The organism is Achromobacter sp. (genome assembly GCF_050285585.1).
Taxonomy (GTDB): Bacteria; Pseudomonadota; Gammaproteobacteria; order Burkholderiales; family Burkholderiaceae_B; genus Achromobacter.
The window spans coordinates 203,962-224,489 of record NZ_JBLZXF010000008.1; the positions used below are offsets into that span (position 1 = coordinate 203,962).

Here is a 20,528-nt window from a genome sequence, read left to right on the forward strand (position 1 = left end):
ACAAGCATGGCGACCCCCGTTCTGGTCTGCGGTTCGATGGCATTCGACACCATCGCGGTGTTCGATGGCCGTTTCAAGGAGCACATCCTGGCCGACCGCATCCAATCCCTGAGCGTGTCGTTCCTGGTGCCCAGCATGCGCAAGGAATACGGCGGCTGCTCCGGCAACATCGCCTACAACATGAATCTGCTGGGCGGCAAGCCCGTGCCGGTGGCCACCGTGGGCGAGGATGCGGGCGAATACCTGGCCCGCCTCTCGGGCATGGGGATCGACGTCAGCCGCGTGAAGGTCATTCCCGATACCTTCACCGCCCAGTGCTTCATCACGACCGACCTGGACGACAACCAGATCACGGCCTTTCACCCGGGAGCCATGTCGTTTTCGGCCGACAACGATCTCAGCGATGCCGAGGCCGCATGGGCGATCATCGCGCCCGACGCCAAGGAGGGCATGTTTGCGCATGCCGAGCGCCTGCACAAGCGCGGTATCCCGTTCATTTTCGACCTGGGCCAGGCCATGCCGCTGTTCGACGGCGCGGACCTCGAGCGCATGCTCAAGCTCGCGCAGGCGCTGACGGTGAATGACTACGAGGCCGGCGTGGTGGAACAGCGCACGGGCCGCAGCGTGGCAGATATCGCCAGCACGCTGCAAGCCGTGGTGGTGACGCGCGGCGCGGAAGGCGCGACGCTGCTGACCGGCGGCAAGACCATCCAGATCGAGCCGGTGCGCGCAACCCAGGTGGTGGATCCGACCGGCTGCGGCGACGCGCAGCGCGGCGGCCTGCTCTACGGCCTCACGAGCGGCTGGAACTGGGAAGACAGCTGCCGGCTGGGCAACGTCATGGGCGCCATCAAGATCGCTTCGCGCGGGCCGCAGAACCACGCGCCGTCGCGCGCCGAAATCGACGCCGTGCTGCACGCCACCTACGGCATCCATCTGCCCGCCTGAGCGGCTCGGGGCCTTGCCGGGAACCCGGCGAGGCCTGCTTGGTCGAATCAGCCGTCAGGGCGGTTGGCGGCGGCAGTTTTCGCCGCCGCGCCTGCTTCGCTGTTTGCAGCTTCTGGCTGTGAGTTTCAGTATGTTGCAGCCGCGCTGGCCGTCCCCGCCGGCCGGAGTATGATCAAGTAGTCGTCGGCGTTGCCGATCGAGGAGTCCAAATGAACCAAAGCAAATCTCTTTCCCTGGTGACGCCGCGCGCCGGCCGGTGGCTGGCCATCGCAGCCGTCGTGACGTCGATGGCTGTCCTGGGAGGCTGCGCCAACCGCAGCGCCTCCAGCGGGGTGTACAGCTATGACCAGGCGCAGCGCGAGCAGATCGTGCGCACGGGAACGGTCACGGGCGTGCGTCCCATCGTGATCCAGAACGACAAATCCAGCGGCGTCGGCATGGTGGCCGGCGGTGCGCTGGGCGGCGTGGCGGGCAACGCCATCGGCGGCGGCACGGGCCGCACCATCGCCACGGTCGGCGGCGCCATCCTGGGCGCCCTGGCCGGCAACGCGGTCGAGAACCAGGTCGGCAAGAATTCCGGCTACGAGATCACCGTGCGCCTCGACAACGGCGAAACCCGCGTCATCGCGCAGGAAGCGGACGTGCCCATCAGCGTGGGCCAGCGCGTCCAGGTGATCAGCGGTTCCGGCCCCACCCGCGTGACGCCGATGTAAGCACCGCCATAACCGGGAAGGCTTTTCTTCCCGGACGGCCTGCATCCCGATGCCCGCGCAAGCGGGCATTTTTGTTGCCGGAGCCCTCTCGGGGCCGCGGGCGGTTTCCGGAACCGCGGGCAGGCGTAAAAATATGTCGCTCCGTCGCAACGCGGCCCCCCGGGACTTACCCGCAGGCGTTACGTTTTCCAGCCTTTTCTCGCCATTTCCTCCAAAAGTTTCATGGCGATTCGACGAGCGAAGTGACATGATTGCGCCTGCGAGCGACGTCGCGCCGTGAATATCGTGTAACCAAGTGCGTCTCGGCGTCGTTCCGGGTGGCTGGAATTTCAGTTCGGTTTCAGCATTTCCTCAGTATCCTCGTCGTCCTGAATCCCGGGGCAGGGGATGTTTTGCCGACCAGGCAACGTAACGCTGCACCAGGGCCTATGCAAGGCTCGATTTAGTATGAACAGGCCCTAGCTATGCATTCCGAGCAAGAACTCCACACCAAGATCGGCGAGATCGTCGAGTCGATCGTCATGAAGAAAGTCACCCCCGATACGCAATTGATCGCCACCGGCCTGGTCGATTCCCTGGCCGCCGTGGACATCACGCTCGCCGTCGAGTCGGAGTACGGTTGCAGCATCCCGGCTCCCGAAATCGCGGAGCATCTACAGTCGGTCCGCACGCTTGCCGGCTATGTCGCTGCCCATACTTCGTAATTCCCAGCTGTTGTCTCACGTCGCGGCCGCCGCGACGGCGGTGGCACTGGCTATCGGCGCGTATTGCGGCGCGGACGATCTGCTCAGCCGCATCGTGAACCCCATGCCGGCGACCCAGGCCGCCGCCGCGGCTGGCAAAAGCAACTATCTGCCCAATCTGGGGCCGGACTGGGGCACGCAGCACGTCAACCTGAACCGCCTGGGCAACGCCTTGAGCGACGGCACGCTGGTCGTGCTCGGCTCGTCCGAGCTGTCCAGCCACGACCTGCGTTTCGTTCCCTACCGCTTCTTCCCGGAAGAGCTGAAGGTGCCGACGCTGGCCTATGGCCATGCGATGTTCCAGTCGTATGGCATCGTCAGCGTGCTGGAGTCGGTGGCCGATTCGCTGACGCCCAACACCCGGCTGGTGATCATGGTGTCGCCCGCCTGGTTCGCCTCGGGCGGCCAGCTGCCGCGCAGCGCATTCGCCGAGCACGTCACCGGTCCGGTCTGGGACCGTCTGTGGGACCAGCCCAGCACGCGCGAGCAGATGCAGACCTGGATTACCGATAACGCCAACTGGGGCCTGCTGTGGCTCATCGCCAACGGCCAGGTCGCCGAGCTCAAGGACAAGCTCTCGCTCTGGTGGCAGGCGCGCAAGGAACCCGCGCCGGACCGTCCGCGCAGCAAGCTGTCCGTGCCCGCGCACCGCTACGTATCCTGGCCCTCGGCGGCTCGCCTCGATCAGGGGCAGTGGGGGCGCTTGACGCATCAGGCGCGCGAGGTCGAACGCGACCTGGGCGGCCATAATCCCTACGACGTGCGCGACGATTACTACAAGCAGTTCCTGGCGCCCCTGTATTCGCCAGCTCGCAACGAGTTTGCCGACGTCGATCCGATCACGCGCGCGGAACTGGGCGACCTGTCGCGGGTCATGGCTCTGCTGCAGAAGCGCAAGGTCCGGGCCTATTTCGTCATCCAGCCGTTCAATCCCAAGCTGATCCTCGACGTGGAGCGTTTCGATCCGGTGGTGGCCGCCATCACGGGTATGTGCGAGCGCTACCGGATGGGCTGCCTGGACCTCTACAGCATCCCGTTCGAACCCGGCATGCTGCGCGACGACATGCACCTGGCCGAGCTCGGCTGGGCGTTGGCCGACCAAGGCATTGCGGAGTACTTTTCCCGATGAGCAAGTTTCTCGCCTGGGCTCGGCCGAAGGCCGATGACTGCGCCGACGCGCGCGAGCCCCGCAAGGGCGCCGCGTGGGGACGACGTTTCTTCTGGCACCTGTGCCTGTACATCGGGGTGATCCTGGTCTTCGTGCTGCAGGCGCAGCCCACCACGGGCAGCGGCGGACCGATCAAGGTCGAATTCCAATATCAACAGTTCTGACCGCAGCATGGAATTGTTCGCAAGCTTGAGCTTCTTCGGGGGCGCCCTGTTCGGCGGCCTGGGCCTGTTGGCGTACCGCGCTTTCGGCATGCCGTTGCGCATCGGGTACCGGCACGTCGTCGGCGTGATCTGCCTGGGCGTCTGGATGGCGGTGTTCTGGGCCCGTCCCTATCAGCCGATCGCGCTGATCGCCATATCGGGCAGCGCGCTGTGGGCCGTGCGGCGCAACTACATCCCCACGTGGCTGGCCGTGGTCATCACCATGACGCCGCTGCTGCTGGTGAAGACCGGCGTATCGCACCTGGGCGCGATGCTGGGCCTGTCGTTCGCCACGTTCCGCGCGATCGACGTGCTGCTGTTCGCGCAGCGCAACGAACGCGTCTCGCCGCTGGACTACTTCATATACCTCTTCTTCCCGCTGACGCTGCTGGCGGGCCCCATGTACCGCTGGCGCAATTTCCAGGCGGACCTGAAGCGCGGCTACGAGGGGGTGAACCTGAACACCTGGCTCAGCGGCCTGGAACTCATCATGCTGGGCGTCATCCAGAAATTCGGCCTGGCCGAGCTGATCTGGCGCTACGGCCTGGCGACGCTCGACGCCCACGACTATTCGTTCACCGGCGTGGCGCTCAACGCCTCGCTCTACAGCGCCTACCTGTTCTTCGATTTCGCCGGCTATTCCACGATGGCGATCGGCATCGGCATGTTGTTCGGCTTTACCCTGCCGATCAACTTCCGCAACCCGCTGGCTACGCTGAACCCGCAGGATTTCTGGCGCCGCTGGCACATCAGCCTGTCGGAATGGCTGCGCGACGTGGTCTTCATGCCCATCTACAAGGCGCTGAGCAAGACCGCCTACTTTTCGCGCCATCGCCTGGCCGCGCAGAACATCGGCATTTTCGCGACGCTGCTGGCCATGGGCGTCTGGAACGGGCTATCGACGCACTACATCGTCAGCGGCCTGATGTTCGGGGCGTATTCGGTGGGCCATAACCTGCTGATCAATGCCGCGCGCATGCGTCCGGCCCTGCAGGCCGTCCTGGCGCGGCCCGTCATGCGCTTCCTCGGACGCGTGCTCACCCTGATCCTGGCCGCGCTGGCGCTCTACGTGTTCAGCGGCCGCAGCCCTATTTGACGCCGGGAGTTTCGGCATGCGTTTCGACCTGAAGTCCTTCCGGTTCACCGATTCCGAGCGCGCTCCCGACGCGCTTGCCATAGCCGCCGCCGACCGCAGCCTTACGTGGTCGCAATTGCGCGACGAGGCGTATGCCTGGGCCGAAGAGGCCCGCCGGCACGGTGTCGCGCCGGACGTGCCGGTTGCCGTGTACGGCCACAAGGAGGCGTCGTTCTTCGTCGCCATGGTCGGGGCCCTGCTGATCGGCGCGCCATTCGTTCCGGTCGACACCATCTATCCCGAGCAACGCCTGCGCCGCATCGTCGAGATCGTGCGGGCCGCCGCCGTCTACGACGCGGCGGCCGGCGCGTTCACGGCGGGCGAAGGCGCCGAGCTGGCCGAACGCGGCCTGGCCTACGTCATGTTTACCTCGGGCAGCACCGGCGATCCGAAAGGCGTGCAGATCGGCCGCGAAAGCGTCGGCCTGTTGGGCGACTGGATGCTGGGCAGTTTCGGCCTGGGCGACGCGCCCGTATTCATGAACCAGGCGCCGTTCAGCTTCGATCTGTCCATGTACGAGGTATTCGCCACCCTGGCCTCGGGCGGAAGCTGCGTGCTGAACGCGCGCGAGCAGATCGCGGCCGCGGGCACCTGGATCCCGCGCCTGGCCCGGCATGGCGTGACCGTATGGGTGTCCACGCCGTCGTTCGCCCATCAGCAACTGGCCAACCGCGATTTTTCGCCGGCCGCGTTGCCCACGCTGCGCACTTTCCTGTTCTGCGGCGAACCTTTGCCGGCGGCGCTGGCCAAGAAGCTGCGCCAGCGGTTTCCGGACGCCGTCATCCTGAACACCTATGGCCCGACGGAGGCCACCGTGGCCACCACATGGATCGAAGTGACCGACGCCGTGCTGGCGGCGCACGACCCGCTGCCGGTCGGTCACGCCAAGCCGGACAGCGTGCTGGTGGTGGACGAAGGCGGAGAGATCTGCATCGTGGGCGACCACGTCATGCGCGGCTACCTGAACCGGGCCGATCTGAACGAGGCCAAGCTCTACACCTATGCGGATGGCCGTCGGGCGTTTCGCACCGGCGACCTGGGCCAGATGGGAGAGGGGGGCTTGTTGTTCTGCCGCGGCCGGATGGACGACCAGATCAAGCTGAACGGCTATCGCATCGAGCTGGCCGAGATCGATGAGGCGCTGCACGGCCTGCCAGGAGTGGAGGGCGGCGCCTGCGCCGTGCTGCGCCGTCCCGATGGCACGGCGGTGAGGCTGGTCGGCTTCGTGGCCGGCATGGTCGCGGCGGATCAGCCGGCGAGCCTGTTGGCGCCCGAGGCGCTCGAAGGCTGGAAGGAGCGGCTGGCCCGGCGGCTGCCGCCCTATATGGTGCCGTCCGAACTGGTGGCCTGCCCGGCGCTGCCCATGTCGAACAACCACAAGATCGACCGCAAGAAGCTGATCGAAATCTACACCGCCATCCCCGTGTAGGGGAGAGGCGCGCGCGCCTCAGACGCCCATCATGCCGTAGCTCAGGCGGGCCAGGATCATCAACACGACCTGCGCCACGATCAGCAGCACCAGCGGCGAGAAGTCGATCGAGGTGCGGGGCAGGACGCGGCGGATCGGGTTGAGCATCGGGTCGGTCAGCGCCTGCAGCAGCGGCATCATCGGCGCCATCGGGTTGACCCAGGAGAGCACGGCCTGGATCAGCGTCAGCCAGACCACCAGGTTCAGCGCCCATTTGGCGGCCATGATCAGGGCCGAGCCCATGGCCGCGGGCAGCAGTTCGGCGGGAATCAGCGCGCCGATGGCCACCAGCCAGATCAGCACCAGATAGATCAGCGCGGACAGCCAGGCGGCGACCAGGCTGGTCCAATCGATCTTGTTGCCTGCGGGGATGATCTTGCGCAGCGGGACCACCAGCCAGTTGGTGGCCTGGTAGACGGCGCGGGCGAGGGGGTTGAATGGGTGCAGCCGTATCGCGTGCATCCAGGCGCGGGCAATCAGCGCCGCTCCGAACAGCGTGAACACGATTTCGAGAAGGAAGCGGAAGATTTCACCGAGCATGGACACGATCACCCTGAAAAAGAGGAGTCAATTGTCGCACGCTAAAGCGCGAAAAAACGCGCCTCCATTGGGTTGACGGTCCTTTTGCCGTAGGGCCGCAAGCCCGCTGGCGAACGGAGGCAGCGGAAATGCCCCCACGCTGCTCCCGCCTCGCGGGTTGCCGCCCCTGGAGGGGGCTGTTTCGTCCGGGGGTTGCCCACGACAAAAAGCCGCCCGGCCAAGGCCGGGCGGCTCGTGCGAAGCTAAGGCTTCGAACCGTCCTGATTAGGGACGGCCACCGGTCGGGAACGGCCACGACGCGGCGGGGTTCAGCGCGGTCTTCGCGCCCGGGGCGGCTGCCGTGGACGGCGGCGTTACGGGCTTCTTCGGAGCGGCTTTCTTCGCAGCAGGCTTCTTTGCGGCGGCCGGTTTCTTGGCAGCGGCAGGCTTGGCAGCGGGGGCCTTCTTGGCGGCGGGAGCCTTTTTGGCAACGGCCTTCTTGGCAGGCGCCTTCTTGGCGGCCGGTGCCTTCTTGGCAACCGCCTTCTTGGCAACCGCCTTCTTGGCGACGGCCTTCTTGGCTACCGCTTTCTTGGCGACGGCCTTTTTGGCAACCGCCTTCTTGGCGACGGCCTTCTTGGCAACCGCCTTCTTGGCGACGGCCTTCTTGGCTACCGCTTTCTTGGCGACGACCTTCTTGGCGACGGCTTTCTTGGCCACGGCCTTCTTGGCGACGGCCTTCTTGGCTACGGCCTTCTTGGCGACGGCCTTCTTCGCTACCGCCTTCTTGGCGACGGCTTTCTTGACGGCCGGCTTCTTGGCGGCAACCTTCTTCACTGCCGGCTTCTTGGCGGCGACTTTCTTGACGGCTACCTTCTTGACGGCAGCTTTCTTGGCCGGTGCGGCCTTCTTCGCTACTGCCTTCTTGGCGGCGGGCTTTTTCACCGCTTTCTTTACGGCTTTCTTGGCTGTTGCCATGGTCATGCTCCTTAGGTTCAGGGGTCCCAGAACTTAAACCCGTGCCCCGACCCGCCAATTGGCGGACCGTGCCCGGGCTATTCATCGGCGCATGCCGCTGTTCTGTGCGAGCAACAGCTACTACGGTTTGCGCTAATGAATTCGGCACAGCCATTTGATATGGCCCCCGCTCCTTTGGCGCGAGCCATTTCAAATGGCGCCGGTCGGCGCCTGATCACAGGCTGCCGACCGCTTGTTCTACGTGTCCGAATCTGCCTCCGCGCCGCGCCTTCGGTTCGCTGCCCCCGAAAGGGTTGCGTTTTGCCTTGAGGCGGCCCGGCGGCAAGACACCCTGACCGAGGAGGCCGCCATCAAGCCTGTCGCGAACGCGACGCCCGTTTGGGCGTGCCCGCGCCGGGCTCGATGGCGAACTGCGTTACTCCCAGCTCAGCGTGCCACCGGTTTGGTATTCGATCACGCGAGTTTCAAAAAAGTTGCGTTCCTTTTTAAGGTCGATCATTTCCGCCATCCACGGGAAGGGATTTTCTTCCTGGGGGTACAGAGGTTCGATACCGATCTGCTGGCAACGACGGTTGGCGATGAAGCGCAGGTAGGATTTGAACATGGGTGCGTTCAAGCCCAACACGCCGCGCGGCATCGTGTCTTCGGCGTAAGCGTATTCGAGTTCGACCGCTTTGCGGAAGAGTTCTCGAATTTCTTCGCGGAATTCCGGCGTCCACAGATGCGGATTTTCCAGTTTGACGGTGTTGATCAGGTCGATGCCGAAGTTGCAGTGCATGGATTCATCGCGAAGGATGTACATGTACTGCTCGGCGGCGCCGGTCATCTTGTTCTGGCGGCCCAGCGCCAGGATCTGCGTGAAGCCAACGTAGAAGAACAGGCCTTCCATCAGGCAAGCGAAGACGATCAGCGACTTCAGCAGCGTCTGGTCGGCTTCGGGCGTGCCCGTCTTGAAGTTGGGGTCCGCGATCGCGTCGATGAACGGGATCAGGAACTCGTCTTTGGCCCGGATGGACGGCACTTCGTTGTAAGCGTTGAAGATCTCGGCTTCGTCCAGGTCCAGGCTTTCGACGATGTATTGATAGGCGTGCGTGTGGATGGCTTCCTCGAATGCCTGGCGCAGCAGGAACTGGCGGCATTCGGGCGCCGTGATGTGGCGGTAGGTGCCCAGCACGATGTTGTTCGCGGCCAGCGAGTCGGCCGTGACGAAGAAGCCCAGGTTGCGCTTGACGATGCGGCGCTCGTCCTCGGTGAGCCCGTTCGGGTTCTTCCAGAGGGCGATGTCGCGCGACATGTTGATCTCTTGCGGCATCCAGTGGTTGGCGCAAGTGGCCAGGTACTTCTCCCATGCCCACTTGTACTTGAAGGGCACGAGCTGATTGACGTCCGTCTGGCCGTTGATGACGCGCTTGTCGGCAACCTTCACGCGCTGCGACGTGGCGGAACCGCTCACGGCCAGGCCGGCCGCGTGTTCGGGCGCGGCGGGCGTGGGCATGGCGGTGTCGCCGAACACGCCGGTCGCCGCCCGTACTGCGGGCGCAGCCTGACCGCCCGCCGCGGGAGCGGGCGATTGTGCAGGTTGCGTTGCGGTGGTGTCGTCTTCCCAATTAATCATGATTCATTCTCCGGAGGCGGTTATTGGCAGGCTTCGCACTCTTCGAAGCCGGGGTCGCCCGGCCGCATGGTGCAAACCGCCCCGAGAACTTCGGGTTCCGGCAAAACAGGTGCGGCGGCCACGGCCGGAGCCGTGGATTGGCCTCCCGCGCTGACGGCGTTCAGTTCGCCGCCGCGTCCCGTGGACTTCTCGGCGCTGGTGGCGCCAAGGGTGCGCAGGTAGTACGTGGTCTTCAGGCCACGCGTCCATGCCAGCTTGTAGGTGTCGTCCAGTTTCTTGCCCGATGCGCCGGCCATGTAGATGTTCAGCGACTGGGCTTGATCGATCCACTTCTGGCGGCGCGACGCGCATTCAACCAGCCAGCTCGGTTCGACTTCGAACGCGGTGGCGTAGAGTTCGCGGAGTTCGGAAGGTACGCGATCGATGCGGGACAGGCTGCCGTCGAAGTACTTGAGGTCGGCGACCATGACTTCGTCCCAGAGACCGAGTTTCTTCAGGTCACGCACGAGGTAATCGTTAACGACCGTGAACTCGCCGGAGAGATTCGATTTGACGTACAAGTTCTGGAAAGTGGGTTCGATGCACGCAGATACACCAATGATATTGGAAATAGTCGCGGTTGGGGCGATTGCGATGCAATTGGAGTTGCGCATGCCATGTTCTTTGATGCGCGCGCGCAACGTATCCCAATCGAGCGTGCTCGACTCATCGACCTCGACGTGACCGCCGCGCTCGTCGCGCAGCATCTTCAGCGTGTCTTGCGGCAGGATGCCGCGCGACCACAGCGAGCCTTCATACGATTGATAGCGACCGCGTTCTTCGGCGAGCAGGCTGGAGGCCCAGTACGCGTGATAGCACACGGCTTCCATCGAGCGATCGGCGAATTCAACGGCGGCCTGCGAAGCGTAAGGCACGCGCATCATCTGCAGGCAATCCTGGAAGCCCATGATGCCCATGCCCACCGGGCGATGGCGCGCGTTCGAATTGCGCGCCTTGTCGACGGCGTAGTAGTTGATGTCGATCACGTTGTCGAGCATGCGCATGGCGATGCGCACCGTGCGCTTGATCTTGTCGTGGTCGAGTTCGAATCCGCCGCCGGCGGCCGGCTTCATGTGCGCGACCAGGTTCACGGAACCCAGGTTGCAAACGGCGATTTCGGATTCGTTCGTGTTCAGCGTGATCTCGGTGCACAGGTTCGAGCTGTGGACGACGCCCACGTGCTGCTGCGGCGAACGGATGTTGCACGGATCCTTGAAGGTGATCCACGGGTGGCCGGTTTCGAACAGCATCGACAGCATCTTGCGCCACAGGGTCAGCGCCGGCATCTTCTTGAAGAGCTTCAGCTCGCCGCTGGCGACCCTGGATTCATAGCCGACGTAGGCCTTCTCGAACTCCTGGCCGACCTTGTCGTGCAGGTCGGGGCAGTCGGACGGCGAGAACAGGGTCCATTCGCCGCCTTCCATGACGCGCTTCATGAACAGGTCGGGAATCCAGTTCGCCGTGTTCATGTCGTGGGTGCGGCGGCGTTCGTCGCCGGTGTTCTTGCGCAGTTCCAGGAATTCTTCGATATCCAGGTGCCACGTTTCCAGGTACGTGCAGACGGCGCCCTTGCGCTTGCCGCCCTGGTTCACCGCGACGGCGGTGTCGTTGACGACCTTCAGGAACGGCACGACGCCCTGGCTTTCGCCGTTGGTGCCCTTGATGTGGCTGCGCAGCGCGCGCACCGGGGTCCAGTCGTTGCCCAGGCCGCCGGCGTACTTGGCCAGCAGCGCGTTTTCCTTGATGGCGTCGTAGATGCCTTCCAGATCGTCGGAGACGGTGGTCAGGTAGCACGACGACAGCTGCGAGTGCAGGGTGCCGGAGTTGAACAGCGTCGGCGTCGAGCTCATGAAGTCGAACGAGGACAGGATCTCGTAGAACTCGATGGCGCGGGCTTCGCGGTCGGTTTCGCGCAGCGCCAGGCCCATGGCCACGCGCATGAAGAACACCTGGGGCAGTTCGATGCGGGTGCCGCGGATGTGCAGGAAGTAGCGGTCGTACAGCGTCTGCAGGCCGAGGTAGCCGAATTGCAGATCGCGCTTGGCGTTCAGGGCGTGGCCCAGCTTGGCCAGGTCATAGTTGGCCAGTTCGGGCGACAGCAGGCCGCCTTCGATGCCGCGGGCGATGAAGGTGGGGAAGTACTCGGCGTAGCGGGCGCTCATGCCGTCCTGCGAGACTTCTTCGCCCAGCACTTCCTTGCGAATCGTGTGCAGCAGCAGGCGGGCGGTGACCTGGCTGTAGGCCGGGTCCTTCTCGACCAGCGCGCGCGCCGACAGGATGGCCGACTTGAACACTTCGTCGACGGGGATGCCGTCGTACAGGTTCTTGACCGTTTCCTTCAGGATCGCTTCCGTGTCGATGAATTCGGCCAGGCCTTCGCCGGCGGCTTCGATGGTGGCGCGCAGTTCGGCAAGGTTCAGCGGACGGCGCACGCCGGCGTCGGTCACGTTCAGCACGTGTTCCTGCGGAGCTTCGGCGGCCTTTTCCTGGCCTTCGGCAGCGGCTGCCGCGGCGCGTTCCTGGGTGCGCTTTTCACGGTAGAGGACGTAGGAGCGGGCGACGTCGTGCTGGCCCGAGCGCATCAGGGCGAGTTCGACCTGGTCCTGGACGTCTTCAATATGGAAGGTGCCGCCGCCGGGGCGGTTGCGCACCAGCGCGTTGACGACCTGGGTGGTCAGCGTTTCCACCAGTTCGCGCACGCGGGCGGACGCGGCGCCCTGGCCGCCGTTCACGGCCAGGAAGGCCTTGGTCATGGCGATGGCGATCTTGTTGGGTTCGAACCCGACCACCGAGCCATTGCGGCGAATGATGTTGTAGCTGGCCCATTGCCCGCCGTTGTCGGCGGGAGAATCGGTTTGCGAGGGCGGCACGGCCGAAGGCCGGGTCACAGAGGCGATCGTAGTCTGCATGGAAGCTCCTGTGCGAAAAGCGCGTAGATAACGACATGACGGGGTCATGTCCGGTACAAAATCGGGTCTTTTGAGGGGAATCGCGACGCCTGGACGGGCTAGTCCAAAGGGCGTGGCCGACGAGAATCAGCGCTTAGCGACCACAACATATAGTGTAGCATCCCTCGATGGACACTAATTCTAGTGATCGACTAAGACAGGGACAAGAAGAAGATGTGACGAAGCTCACAAAAGTTTGTTACTAAATGCACTAGGCGCGCCCAGCAAGGCGCGCCCAGTATGTTGCCGCCAGGAACGAATGTTTATGCGGTTTTCCGCAGGGGCATGTCGCGCGGGGCAGGCGCTGTATAGCTTTGCATCAATCGGCCCAATTCCGTCCGGTACTTCTCGACGTTTGCCGCCTTCACGTGGCCGAAGCCTCGGATGGTTTCTGCAAGGGCCGCGATTGTAGCCGCTTGGGAAATATTGTCCCGGTTCAACCCTGCGAGCAACTGGTCTATCGTCTGGCGGTATTCGCGGATCAGCGCCCGTTCCATCCTGCGTTCGGCGGTGTGGCCGAAGGGGTCGAACCACGTGCCCCGCAGGCCCTTCAGGCGCGCAAGCGCTTTCAGCGCCGTCATGGTGCGGGGGCCCAGCGTCATCTTGCGCGGCACGCCGGTGCGCGGATCCTTGCGGGCGAAGATCGGAGGGGCCATGTGGAAGCGCAGGCTGTAGTCGCCTTCGAACTGGCTGTCCAGCTGGGCCTGGAACGATACGCCGGTGTAGAGCCGGGCCACTTCGTACTCGTCCTTGTACGCCATGAGCTTGAAGAGGCCGCGCGCCACGGCCATTGCCAGCCGCGGAGTCCTGGCGTCCGGCGCCAGTTCGCGCTCGCGGGCCGCCACGGCTTCGACCACGGTCTGGAACTCCCGGGCATAGGCGGCGTTCTGGTAGGCCGTCAGGTCCTCGATGCGCCGCGCCACGGCGCGCTCGAAGGTCTCGGGCACATGCAGCTGCACCACCTGGGCGGCGGGCCGCAGCGCGGCCCCCAGCGCGTCGGGCTGATGGGCGGCCAGGCGGCCGCTGTCGAAGGCGGCGCGATTGGCCGCGACCGCCACGCCGTTGAGCTCGATGGCGCGGTAGATGGCGGCCTGCGACAGCGGCACGCCGCCGCGCTGCCAGGCGTGGCCCAGCATGAACATATTGGACAGGATGCTGTCGCCGAACAGCGCCAGCGCGGCGGCGTGCGCGTCGAGCTCGGCCGTATTGGCCTCGCCCGCCGCGTGGCGGATCTTGGCCAGCAGCGCCTCGGGACGCATGGCCGCATCGGGATTGCGCGTGAACTCGGACACCGGCGCGACATAGGTGTTCACGGTGACCCGGGTGTGGCCACGGCGCAGGGCGCCCAGGGAATCCGGCGCCACGGACGCCACGGGATCGCACAGGATCGCCGCGTCGGCCTGCTGCCAGTCCAGGCGCACGGGGCCGTCCGGCGCGCCGGGAGGCGCCAGCCGGATATGGCTGACCACGGTGCCGCCTTTCTGCGCCAGGCCGGTCAGGTCCAGCACCGCCGCGGACAGGCCTTCCAGGTGCGCCGCCATCGACACGATGGCGCCGATGGTGATGACGCCCGTGCCGCCCATGCCCGCGACCAGCAGGCGGTAGGGCCGTTCCAGCGCGGGCACGGCAGGCTGGGGCAATTGCGCGATCAGCTGCTGCAGGCGTTCCTGGTCGGCCTTGGGCGCCGCGCTCTTGCGGGGCTTGCCTCCCATGACGGAGACGAAGCTGGGGCAGAAGCCCTCGGCGCAGGAATAGTCCTTGTTGCAGCTGGACTGGTCGATGGCGCGCTTGCGGCCATACGGCGTTTCCAGCGGCACCACCGACAGGCAGTTCGATTGCACGCCGCAATCTCCGCAGCCTTCGCAGACCGCGCTGTTGATCAGCATGCGGCGCGCCGGATCGGGGAACTGGTTCTTCTTCCGGCGGCGCCGCTTTTCCGCGGCGCAGGTCTGGTCGTGGATCAGCACGGTCACGCCGGCGATTTCGCGCAGTTCGCGCTGCAGGGCATCCAGTTCGCGGCGGTGGTGCACTTCGATGCCCGGGCCCAGGTCCACGCCCTGGTATTTCTCGGGCTCGTCGCTGGTAACGACGATGCGGGCCACGTTTTCGCCGCGCAGCTGCTGGCAGATCTGCGGCACGGAGATCGGGCCGTCGACCGGCTGGCCGCCGGTCATGGCCACGGCATCGTTGAAGAGGATCTTGTAGGTGATGTTGGCGCGCGCCGCCACGGCCTGGCGGATGGCCAGGTAACCCGAGTGGTAGTACGTGCCTTCTCCCATGTTCTGGAAGACGTGCGGCATCCTGGTGTAGCGCGACAGGCCGATCCAGTCCACGCCTTCGCCGCCCATCTGGGTCAGGCCGCCCGTGTCGCGGTCCATCCAGGCGGCCATGTAGTGGCAGCCTACGCCGGACAGCGCCTGGCTGCCTTCGGGCACCTTGGTGGAGGTGCTGTGGGGGCAGCCCGAACAGAAATAGGGGCGGCGGCGCATGCCGTCGGCATCGTTGGAAAGCGGGGCCTGGCAGTCGAAGGCGGACAGGTCGGCGGCCAGCGGCAGGCCGGCGGCGCGGCGCAGCCAGCCGGCGAGCGGGGCCGCCAGCAGGGACGGGCGCAGCTGGCCCGCGGACGGCACCATCGGCTCGCCGTCGAAGCCCCTCTTGCCCGTGACCGAGGGGCGCTCGGGCAGGTTGAAGAGCAGGTCCTTGATCTGGCTTTCGACCACCGCGCCCTTTTCCTCGATCACGAGGATGTGCGACAGCCCGCGCGCGAATTCCAGCAGGCGGCCGGCGTCCAGCGGCCAGGTCAGGCCGGGCTTGTAGACGCGGACGGGCGCGTTCGCGGTGACGGTGTCCACGCCCAGGCGCGACAGCGCTTCCATGGTGTCGAGGTGCGCCTTGCCCACGGTAACGATGCCGACGGCGGCCTTGGGCGCCGGACAGGCCAGGCGATCGATGCTGTGGCGGCGGGCGAAGGCGGCCACCGCCTTCATGCGCAGGTTCATGCGGGTTTCGACGGCCAGCGACAGGAAGTCGCGCGCCGAATACTCCAGCGCCTCGGGAGGCAGGTCCGGGTCGGCGGGCATGTCGTAGGAGGCGATCGGGGCCGGCGTGAACGAGTGTCCGCTTTCGATGGTCTCGGACACCGCCTTGAAGGCGACCCAGGTGCCCGAATAGCGCGACAAGGCCCAGCCCCACAGCGCGAAGGTCTCGTACTCGTCGATCGAGGCCGGGTGCACGATGGGCATCTGCCAGCCGATCAGCGAGGCCTCGCTGGCATGCGGGATCGACGACGAGACGGCCGTGTGATCGTCTCCCACCACCACCAGCACGCCGCCGTGGCGCGAGGCGCCCGCGGCGTTGCCGTGATGCAGCGCGTCGCCAGCGCGGTCCACGCCGGGGCCCTTGCCGTACCACATCGCAAAGACGCCATCGACGTTGCGGTCGGACCGCAGGCCGGCCTGCTGCGTTCCCATGACGGCGGTGGCCGCCATGTCTTCATTGATGCCGGGCAGGAAGCTGATCTGGTTGGCGTCCAGCGCTTTCTGCGCCTTCCACATGGCCATGTCCACGCCGCCCAGGGGGGAACCCCGGTAGCCCGAGACGAAGCCGGCCGTGTTCAGGCCGCGCTCGCGGTCGCGCCGGCGCTGCGTGAGCATGATGCGCACCAGCGCCTGGGTGCCGGTCAGGAAGATGCGGCCCGAGGTGCGGGTGAGGTTGTCCGTCAGCTGGTAATCGAGGTCCAGCTGGGGGGCGGCGGCGGGGGTACCGTCCATGATGAATACTCCTGGTTTCGGCACCATGATAGGTTCGCGAAGGATCGGGTTTATTGCGTTTTTGGATCGTGCTATCCCTATAATTCGAAATAAACATTTCGTGTCCGATAAAACCAGGAGATAAAGCGATGGACAAGACCGATATCGGCATCCTCAAGGCCTTGCAAGAGGATGGCCGGGCCTCGGCGCAGCAGCTGTCGGAGAAGGTCGGCCTGTCGGCCGCGCCGGTCTGGCGGCGGGTGAAGGCGATGGAGGCCAGCGGGGTGATTCAGGGCTACAGCGCGCAGGTGGACCGCAGCAAGGTGGGGCTAGGCTGCATGTTCGCGCAGATCAGCCTGGAGCGGCATTCCGCCAATACGGTCGAGAACTTCGAGCGGTCGGTGCGCGATGCGCCCGAAATCCTGGAATGCTACGCGGTCACGGGGGATTCGGACTTCCTGCTGAAGATCCTGGTCGAGAGTCCGGAAGCCTACGACCGTTTCCTGCACCGCTTCCTTTTCAACATGCCGGGCATCCGCCAGACCCGCACCATCGTGGCCCTGCGCGAGATCAAGCACGAGCAGCGCCTGCCGCTGTAGGCGGCCGCGCGCCTTCCTTATCTATATAGAGTAGAGAGGGCGCGCGTTGGACGTGAGGGGGCGAGACCTATTGGGGCTGGATGCCCGATATGCGGATCCACTCCTTCCAGCGCGCGGTGTCTTCCTTCACGAACGCGTCGAAGCGCGCCACGTCCATGGATTCCGGCGTCAGGCCAAGGGCGCGCAATTTGTTTGCGGTGGCTTCGTCCTTGACCGCCGCCTGCAGGTGGGCGTTCATCTTGGCGACGATGTCCGCGGGCGTGCCCGCGGGCGCGGACAGGCCCAGCCAGCCGGCCACGACGAAATCCGGGTAATAGGTCGCCATGGTCGGCACGTCGGGCCAGGCCGCCTGCGGCCGCGCGCCGGTGACGGCGATGGGAACCAGCCCCTTGCCGTCGATCTGGCCCATGGCCGTCAGGTAATCCACGAAGGCGAAGCTGATCTGTTTGCCGCGCAGGTCGGTGATGATCTGCGTGATGTTCTTGTATGCCGCGCCGGTGATCTCGATGCCTGCGCGCTGCTTGAACAGCTCCGACGGCACCTGCGAGGACGAACTGTAGTAGCCGAAGAAGACCTCGCCCGGATGTTTCCTGGCGTAGTCCACCAGTTCGGGGACGCTGCGGTACGGGCTGCCCGGCGCCACCACGCCGACGGTCCCGAAGGTGCCCAGCAGGCCTACCTGCCGGAAATCCTTTTGCGCGTCGTAGGGCAGGCTCTTGTACAGGAACTGGTTGGCGGCATGGGTGGAATTGGTGGACAGCAGGAACGTGTAGCCGTCGGGCGCCGCGTTGCGGGCCGCCTGGGTGCCGACGATGCCGCCCGCGCCGGGGCGGTCCTCGACGACGACGGTCTGGCCGGTCCGTTCGCCCAGGTACTGGGCGAAGGTGCGCGCGGTCAGGTCGGCCGCGCCGCCGGCGGCCGAGGGCACGATGAGAGTGACGGGCTTCTCGGGCCAGCCGGCGGCCTGCGCCGAGATGGCCAGCAGCAGGCCGGCGCCGATCAGCGCCGGACGGAGTAGGCGGGAAATGGACATGCTTGTCTCCTGTTGCATTCTTGCGCGGTTGCGCTGTTGTCGTTGTCAGCCGAATTGGGCGCGATGCCATTCCAGGATGGCGCCTGCGCTGGCTTGCCAGTTGTCCGCGTACATCATGCAGTGCGGTTGCCGGGCAAGCACGGCATGCGAAAAACCATAGCGGCGCGCGATCGCCCGATCCTGTCCGGGCGGGTGCCGGTCATGCGTGTCCAGGCCGGCTTCCAGGCACAGGCCGGGCGCGCCGAGGGGCGCGGCGCCGATCGCTACGCGCAGCAGGTAGCGGTCGTTCAGCACCTGCGGGCTTTCGGCGCACAGGCGCCGCGATACTTCGCCGACGTCGCGCGCGGGCGCCGTCGCCAGGAAGCGGGCGCGGATCTCGCTGGCGTCCGGCGCCTTGCGGGGCTCCGTGCCGGGAACCGGCGGCAGGGCCAGGGCGCCCGGCAGATCCCCCGGAGGCGAGGGCGCCAGCAGCACCACGCCCGCCACCGGGCGCCGGCGCGCGGCCAGCAGGGCCGGCAGCGCGCCCATGCTGTGGCCGATCACCACGGTGGGTCCCTCCAGCGCGTCGAGCGCGTCGGCCACGTCCTGGCCCAGGTCGGCGATGGTCACGGACGGGAAGGCCGCGTCCTGCGGCAGGGCGCCATGGCCGCGCACATCCAGGGCCGCGCAGGCCAGGCCGGCCGCGGCGAAGTACGCCAGGTAATGCGCGTAGCACCAGGCGCCGTGATAGGCGCCCGGCACGAACAGCAAGCCCGGCCTGCCGCCTCGCGGCGAGGCGCCGATCAGCAGTCGGCCGCGGCCGGCGGCGCGGGCGGGCAGCCGGTCGGCGAGGCTGAAGTCCAGCGGGTCCGCGCTGGCGTCGGGGAGGGCGGTGGAGAGGGCGGCTGCATGCATGTTGCGGCCATCTTAAGCGGCCGCCTATGATGAGAAAACTTTATTTTTCCAATACTTCGATAAGCTTTTCAAATCGGCGCCATCGCATGCCTTCCCTGCCCGACCTGTCGATCACGCACTACCGGCATTTCCTGCTGGTGGCCGAGCTGCGCAGCTTTCGCGCCGCCGCCGCCCGCGCGTTCCGTTCGCAGCCGGCGTTGTCCCTGTCCATCCGCGAAATGGAACAGCGGCTGGGCCAGCCGCTGTTCGAGCCTGGCAACCGCAACACGCTGACGCGTTTCGGGCAGGACTGCCTGCCGCTGGCGCGCGAACTGGTGGCGCATCACGACCGCGTGGCCGGCGCGCTCGCCGGGCTGGCCAGCAATGGCGCCGGCACCCTGGCCATGGCTTCGGTCGCCACGGTGGCCACGCATTGGCTGCCCGAGCTGGTGGCGGCCTACCGCGAGCGCTATCCGGCCGTGGCGTTGCGCCTGTTCGACGACAACTCCGAAGGCGTCGAACGCATGGTGCTGGCGGGGGAGGCCGAGTTGGGCGTCTGCAGCCCCGTATCGCGGGACCGCCGGCTGTCGTTCGAGCCCTTGTTGCGCGACGCCTTCGGACTCGTTTGCCATCGCGGCCATCCGCTGGCCGGACGCAAATCGGTGAGCTGGCGCGAGATCGAGGCTCTGCCGCTGGTGGGCACCATTGCGCACCGCCAGCTTGCCGGTTATCCGCAGGCGGCCTTCATGCTGGAGCGCCAGGTGTTCGTGTCCAACATGATGTCGCTGCTGGCGATGCTGGAACGGGGCGTGGGCGTGACCGTGCTTGCGCGGCTGGGCGTGCCGCCCGACTCGCCTGGGCTGGCGTTCGTGCCGCTGTCGCGGCCCCGCATCGAGCGCGAGCTCGGCATCATCCGCCTGGCCGGCCGCAGCCTGTCGCCGGCGGCCGCGCGCATGGAGGAAATGCTGCGCGCGAAGGCGCGGCGTAGCGGCCGCGGTGTCGTTTGAAACCAACGCATTTTTGCGGGTTCCGGCGCTAAAACCGGCGCTTTAAGGCGCCGACTGTTGCGCAATTGCACTCCGCGCGGATCGCCGTTGATTCTTCCCAGGCGGCTCTTTAGAGTGCGGAATGTTTGCTGCGCGAGGAAGGCGCCGGTGTGATCGGCGCGGCGCGTCGACAGACGTGTTGAGGAAGTCATGAGCAGTGTGTATTTGCGTTCGGCCGGCATCGCCTGCGCCGTTCTGATCCTGGCAGGCTGCGCCGCCAGGAAACCCGCCACCATCACCGAGGCCCAGCCAGCGGATCCTCCCAAGCCGGTGGCATGCGTGCCCGCCAAGAGCGGCGATCCCATGATCGGCACGTGGCTCTCGAATTCGCGCCCGCGCGACGTCAGCGGCGAATTCCAGGCGCTGACGGTGTTGTCGGCCGATGGCACGATGGCCTACGAAACCCAGTTGAAGATCGGCCGCAAGACGCGCCCCGCCTTGCGCGAGACGGGCTGCTGGACGGCGGTGGAAGGCATCTACACGATGCAGACCACCAAGTCCAACGGCGAAGCCGTCGACACGAAAGACCCGATCTACCTCAACCGCTACCGCATCGAGCGCGTCGAGCATGCCAAGCTGACGCTGCGCGAAATGAAGGCCGGCGGCCAGGTCGTGACGGCCCGCCGCATGCCGGCGGGCTACCGCCTGCCGTACTAGGACCAGGTCCCGGCGGGCGCGCCAGGGGGACGATCCGCCTGGCGGTTTCGCCAAGACGGCCGGGCTGCGGTAAGGTGCGGTCTTCGTCCATTGC

17 protein-coding genes are annotated in these 20,528 nt (G+C 66.1%); 10 read left to right on the plus strand and 7 right to left on the minus strand.

Going from position 1 to position 20,528, the window contains the following annotated elements; genetic code table 11:
* Window positions 1-6 precede the first annotated feature (6 nt).
* From ACN6PJ_RS14030 to ACN6PJ_RS14060, 7 genes are all read left to right on the plus strand, one after another.
* Window positions 7-948, plus strand: a complete 942-nt coding sequence (locus ACN6PJ_RS14030; protein ID WP_427996475.1) for a carbohydrate kinase family protein — start codon at window positions 7-9, stop codon at window positions 946-948.
* A 209-nt stretch (window positions 949-1,157) separates the two neighbouring features.
* Window positions 1,158-1,661, plus strand: a complete 504-nt coding sequence (locus ACN6PJ_RS14035; RefSeq protein WP_427996476.1) for a glycine zipper 2TM domain-containing protein — start codon at window positions 1,158-1,160, stop codon at window positions 1,659-1,661.
* A 464-nt stretch (window positions 1,662-2,125) separates the two neighbouring features.
* A complete protein-coding gene (locus ACN6PJ_RS14040; RefSeq protein ID WP_427996477.1) occupies window positions 2,126-2,365 on the plus strand; it encodes an acyl carrier protein in 240 nt (79 codons plus the stop codon).
* Window positions 2,343-3,533 carry a D-alanyl-lipoteichoic acid biosynthesis protein DltD gene (locus ACN6PJ_RS14045; protein ID WP_427996478.1) on the plus strand — a complete coding sequence of 397 codons (1,191 nt, stop codon included), beginning with the start codon at window positions 2,343-2,345 and terminating at the stop codon, window positions 3,531-3,533. The genes ACN6PJ_RS14040 and ACN6PJ_RS14045 overlap by 23 nt, the downstream gene beginning before the upstream one ends.
* Window positions 3,530-3,736 (plus strand): hypothetical protein, encoded by a 207-nt coding sequence (locus ACN6PJ_RS14050; RefSeq protein ID WP_427996513.1) that lies wholly within the window; start codon window positions 3,530-3,532, stop codon window positions 3,734-3,736. Before ACN6PJ_RS14045 ends, ACN6PJ_RS14050 begins: the two co-directional genes overlap by 4 nt.
* Before the next feature lie 7 nt (window positions 3,737-3,743).
* Window positions 3,744-4,871 (plus strand): MBOAT family O-acyltransferase, encoded by a 1,128-nt coding sequence (locus ACN6PJ_RS14055; RefSeq protein WP_427996479.1) that lies wholly within the window; start codon window positions 3,744-3,746, stop codon window positions 4,869-4,871.
* A 16-nt stretch (window positions 4,872-4,887) separates the two neighbouring features.
* A complete protein-coding gene (locus ACN6PJ_RS14060; RefSeq protein ID WP_427996480.1) occupies window positions 4,888-6,339 on the plus strand; it encodes a D-alanine--poly(phosphoribitol) ligase in 1,452 nt (483 codons plus the stop codon).
* A gap of 18 nt (window positions 6,340-6,357) precedes the next feature.
* On the opposite strand, the gene ACN6PJ_RS14065 is transcribed toward ACN6PJ_RS14060, so the two are convergent.
* The 5 genes from ACN6PJ_RS14065 to ACN6PJ_RS14085 all read right to left on the minus strand — a co-directional run bounded on the left by ACN6PJ_RS14065 (window position 6,358) and on the right by ACN6PJ_RS14085 (window position 16,247).
* A complete protein-coding gene (locus ACN6PJ_RS14065; protein ID WP_427996481.1) occupies window positions 6,358-6,918 on the minus strand; it encodes a YggT family protein in 561 nt (186 codons plus the stop codon).
* 264 nt (window positions 6,919-7,182) lie between these two features.
* A complete protein-coding gene (locus tag ACN6PJ_RS14070; protein WP_427996482.1) occupies window positions 7,183-7,875 on the minus strand; it encodes a histone H1-like DNA-binding protein in 693 nt (230 codons plus the stop codon).
* A 415-nt stretch (window positions 7,876-8,290) separates the two neighbouring features.
* On the minus strand, window positions 8,291-9,490 hold the full coding sequence (locus ACN6PJ_RS14075; RefSeq protein WP_427984781.1) for a ribonucleotide-diphosphate reductase subunit beta: 1,200 nt from the start codon (window positions 9,488-9,490) through the stop codon (window positions 8,291-8,293).
* Between the two features lie 20 nt (window positions 9,491-9,510).
* A complete protein-coding gene (locus ACN6PJ_RS14080; protein ID WP_427996483.1) occupies window positions 9,511-12,438 on the minus strand; it encodes a ribonucleoside-diphosphate reductase subunit alpha in 2,928 nt (975 codons plus the stop codon).
* A 302-nt stretch (window positions 12,439-12,740) separates the two neighbouring features.
* Window positions 12,741-16,247 (minus strand): indolepyruvate ferredoxin oxidoreductase family protein, encoded by a 3,507-nt coding sequence (locus ACN6PJ_RS14085; protein ID WP_427996484.1) that lies wholly within the window; start codon window positions 16,245-16,247, stop codon window positions 12,741-12,743.
* 128 nt (window positions 16,248-16,375) lie between these two features.
* On the opposite strand from ACN6PJ_RS14085, the gene ACN6PJ_RS14090 reads away from it, so the two are divergent.
* A complete protein-coding gene (locus tag ACN6PJ_RS14090; RefSeq protein WP_008159001.1) occupies window positions 16,376-16,825 on the plus strand; it encodes an Lrp/AsnC family transcriptional regulator in 450 nt (149 codons plus the stop codon).
* Between the two features lie 67 nt (window positions 16,826-16,892).
* On the opposite strand, the gene ACN6PJ_RS14095 is transcribed toward ACN6PJ_RS14090, so the two are convergent.
* Entirely contained in the window at window positions 16,893-17,858 is a 966-nt protein-coding gene (locus ACN6PJ_RS14095) for a Bug family tripartite tricarboxylate transporter substrate binding protein (RefSeq protein WP_427996485.1), read from the minus strand.
* 45 nt (window positions 17,859-17,903) lie between these two features.
* Window positions 17,904-18,752 (minus strand): alpha/beta hydrolase, encoded by an 849-nt coding sequence (locus ACN6PJ_RS14100; RefSeq protein WP_427996486.1) that lies wholly within the window; start codon window positions 18,750-18,752, stop codon window positions 17,904-17,906.
* A gap of 86 nt (window positions 18,753-18,838) precedes the next feature.
* On the opposite strand from ACN6PJ_RS14100, the gene ACN6PJ_RS14105 reads away from it, so the two are divergent.
* A complete protein-coding gene (locus ACN6PJ_RS14105) occupies window positions 18,839-19,738 on the plus strand; it encodes a LysR substrate-binding domain-containing protein (protein ID WP_427996487.1) in 900 nt (299 codons plus the stop codon).
* A 189-nt stretch (window positions 19,739-19,927) separates the two neighbouring features.
* The gene (locus ACN6PJ_RS14110; RefSeq protein WP_427996488.1) at window positions 19,928-20,434 is read left to right on the plus strand and encodes a hypothetical protein; all 507 of its coding nucleotides are present in this window, start codon (window positions 19,928-19,930) and stop codon (window positions 20,432-20,434) included.
* Window positions 20,435-20,528 lie beyond the last annotated feature (94 nt).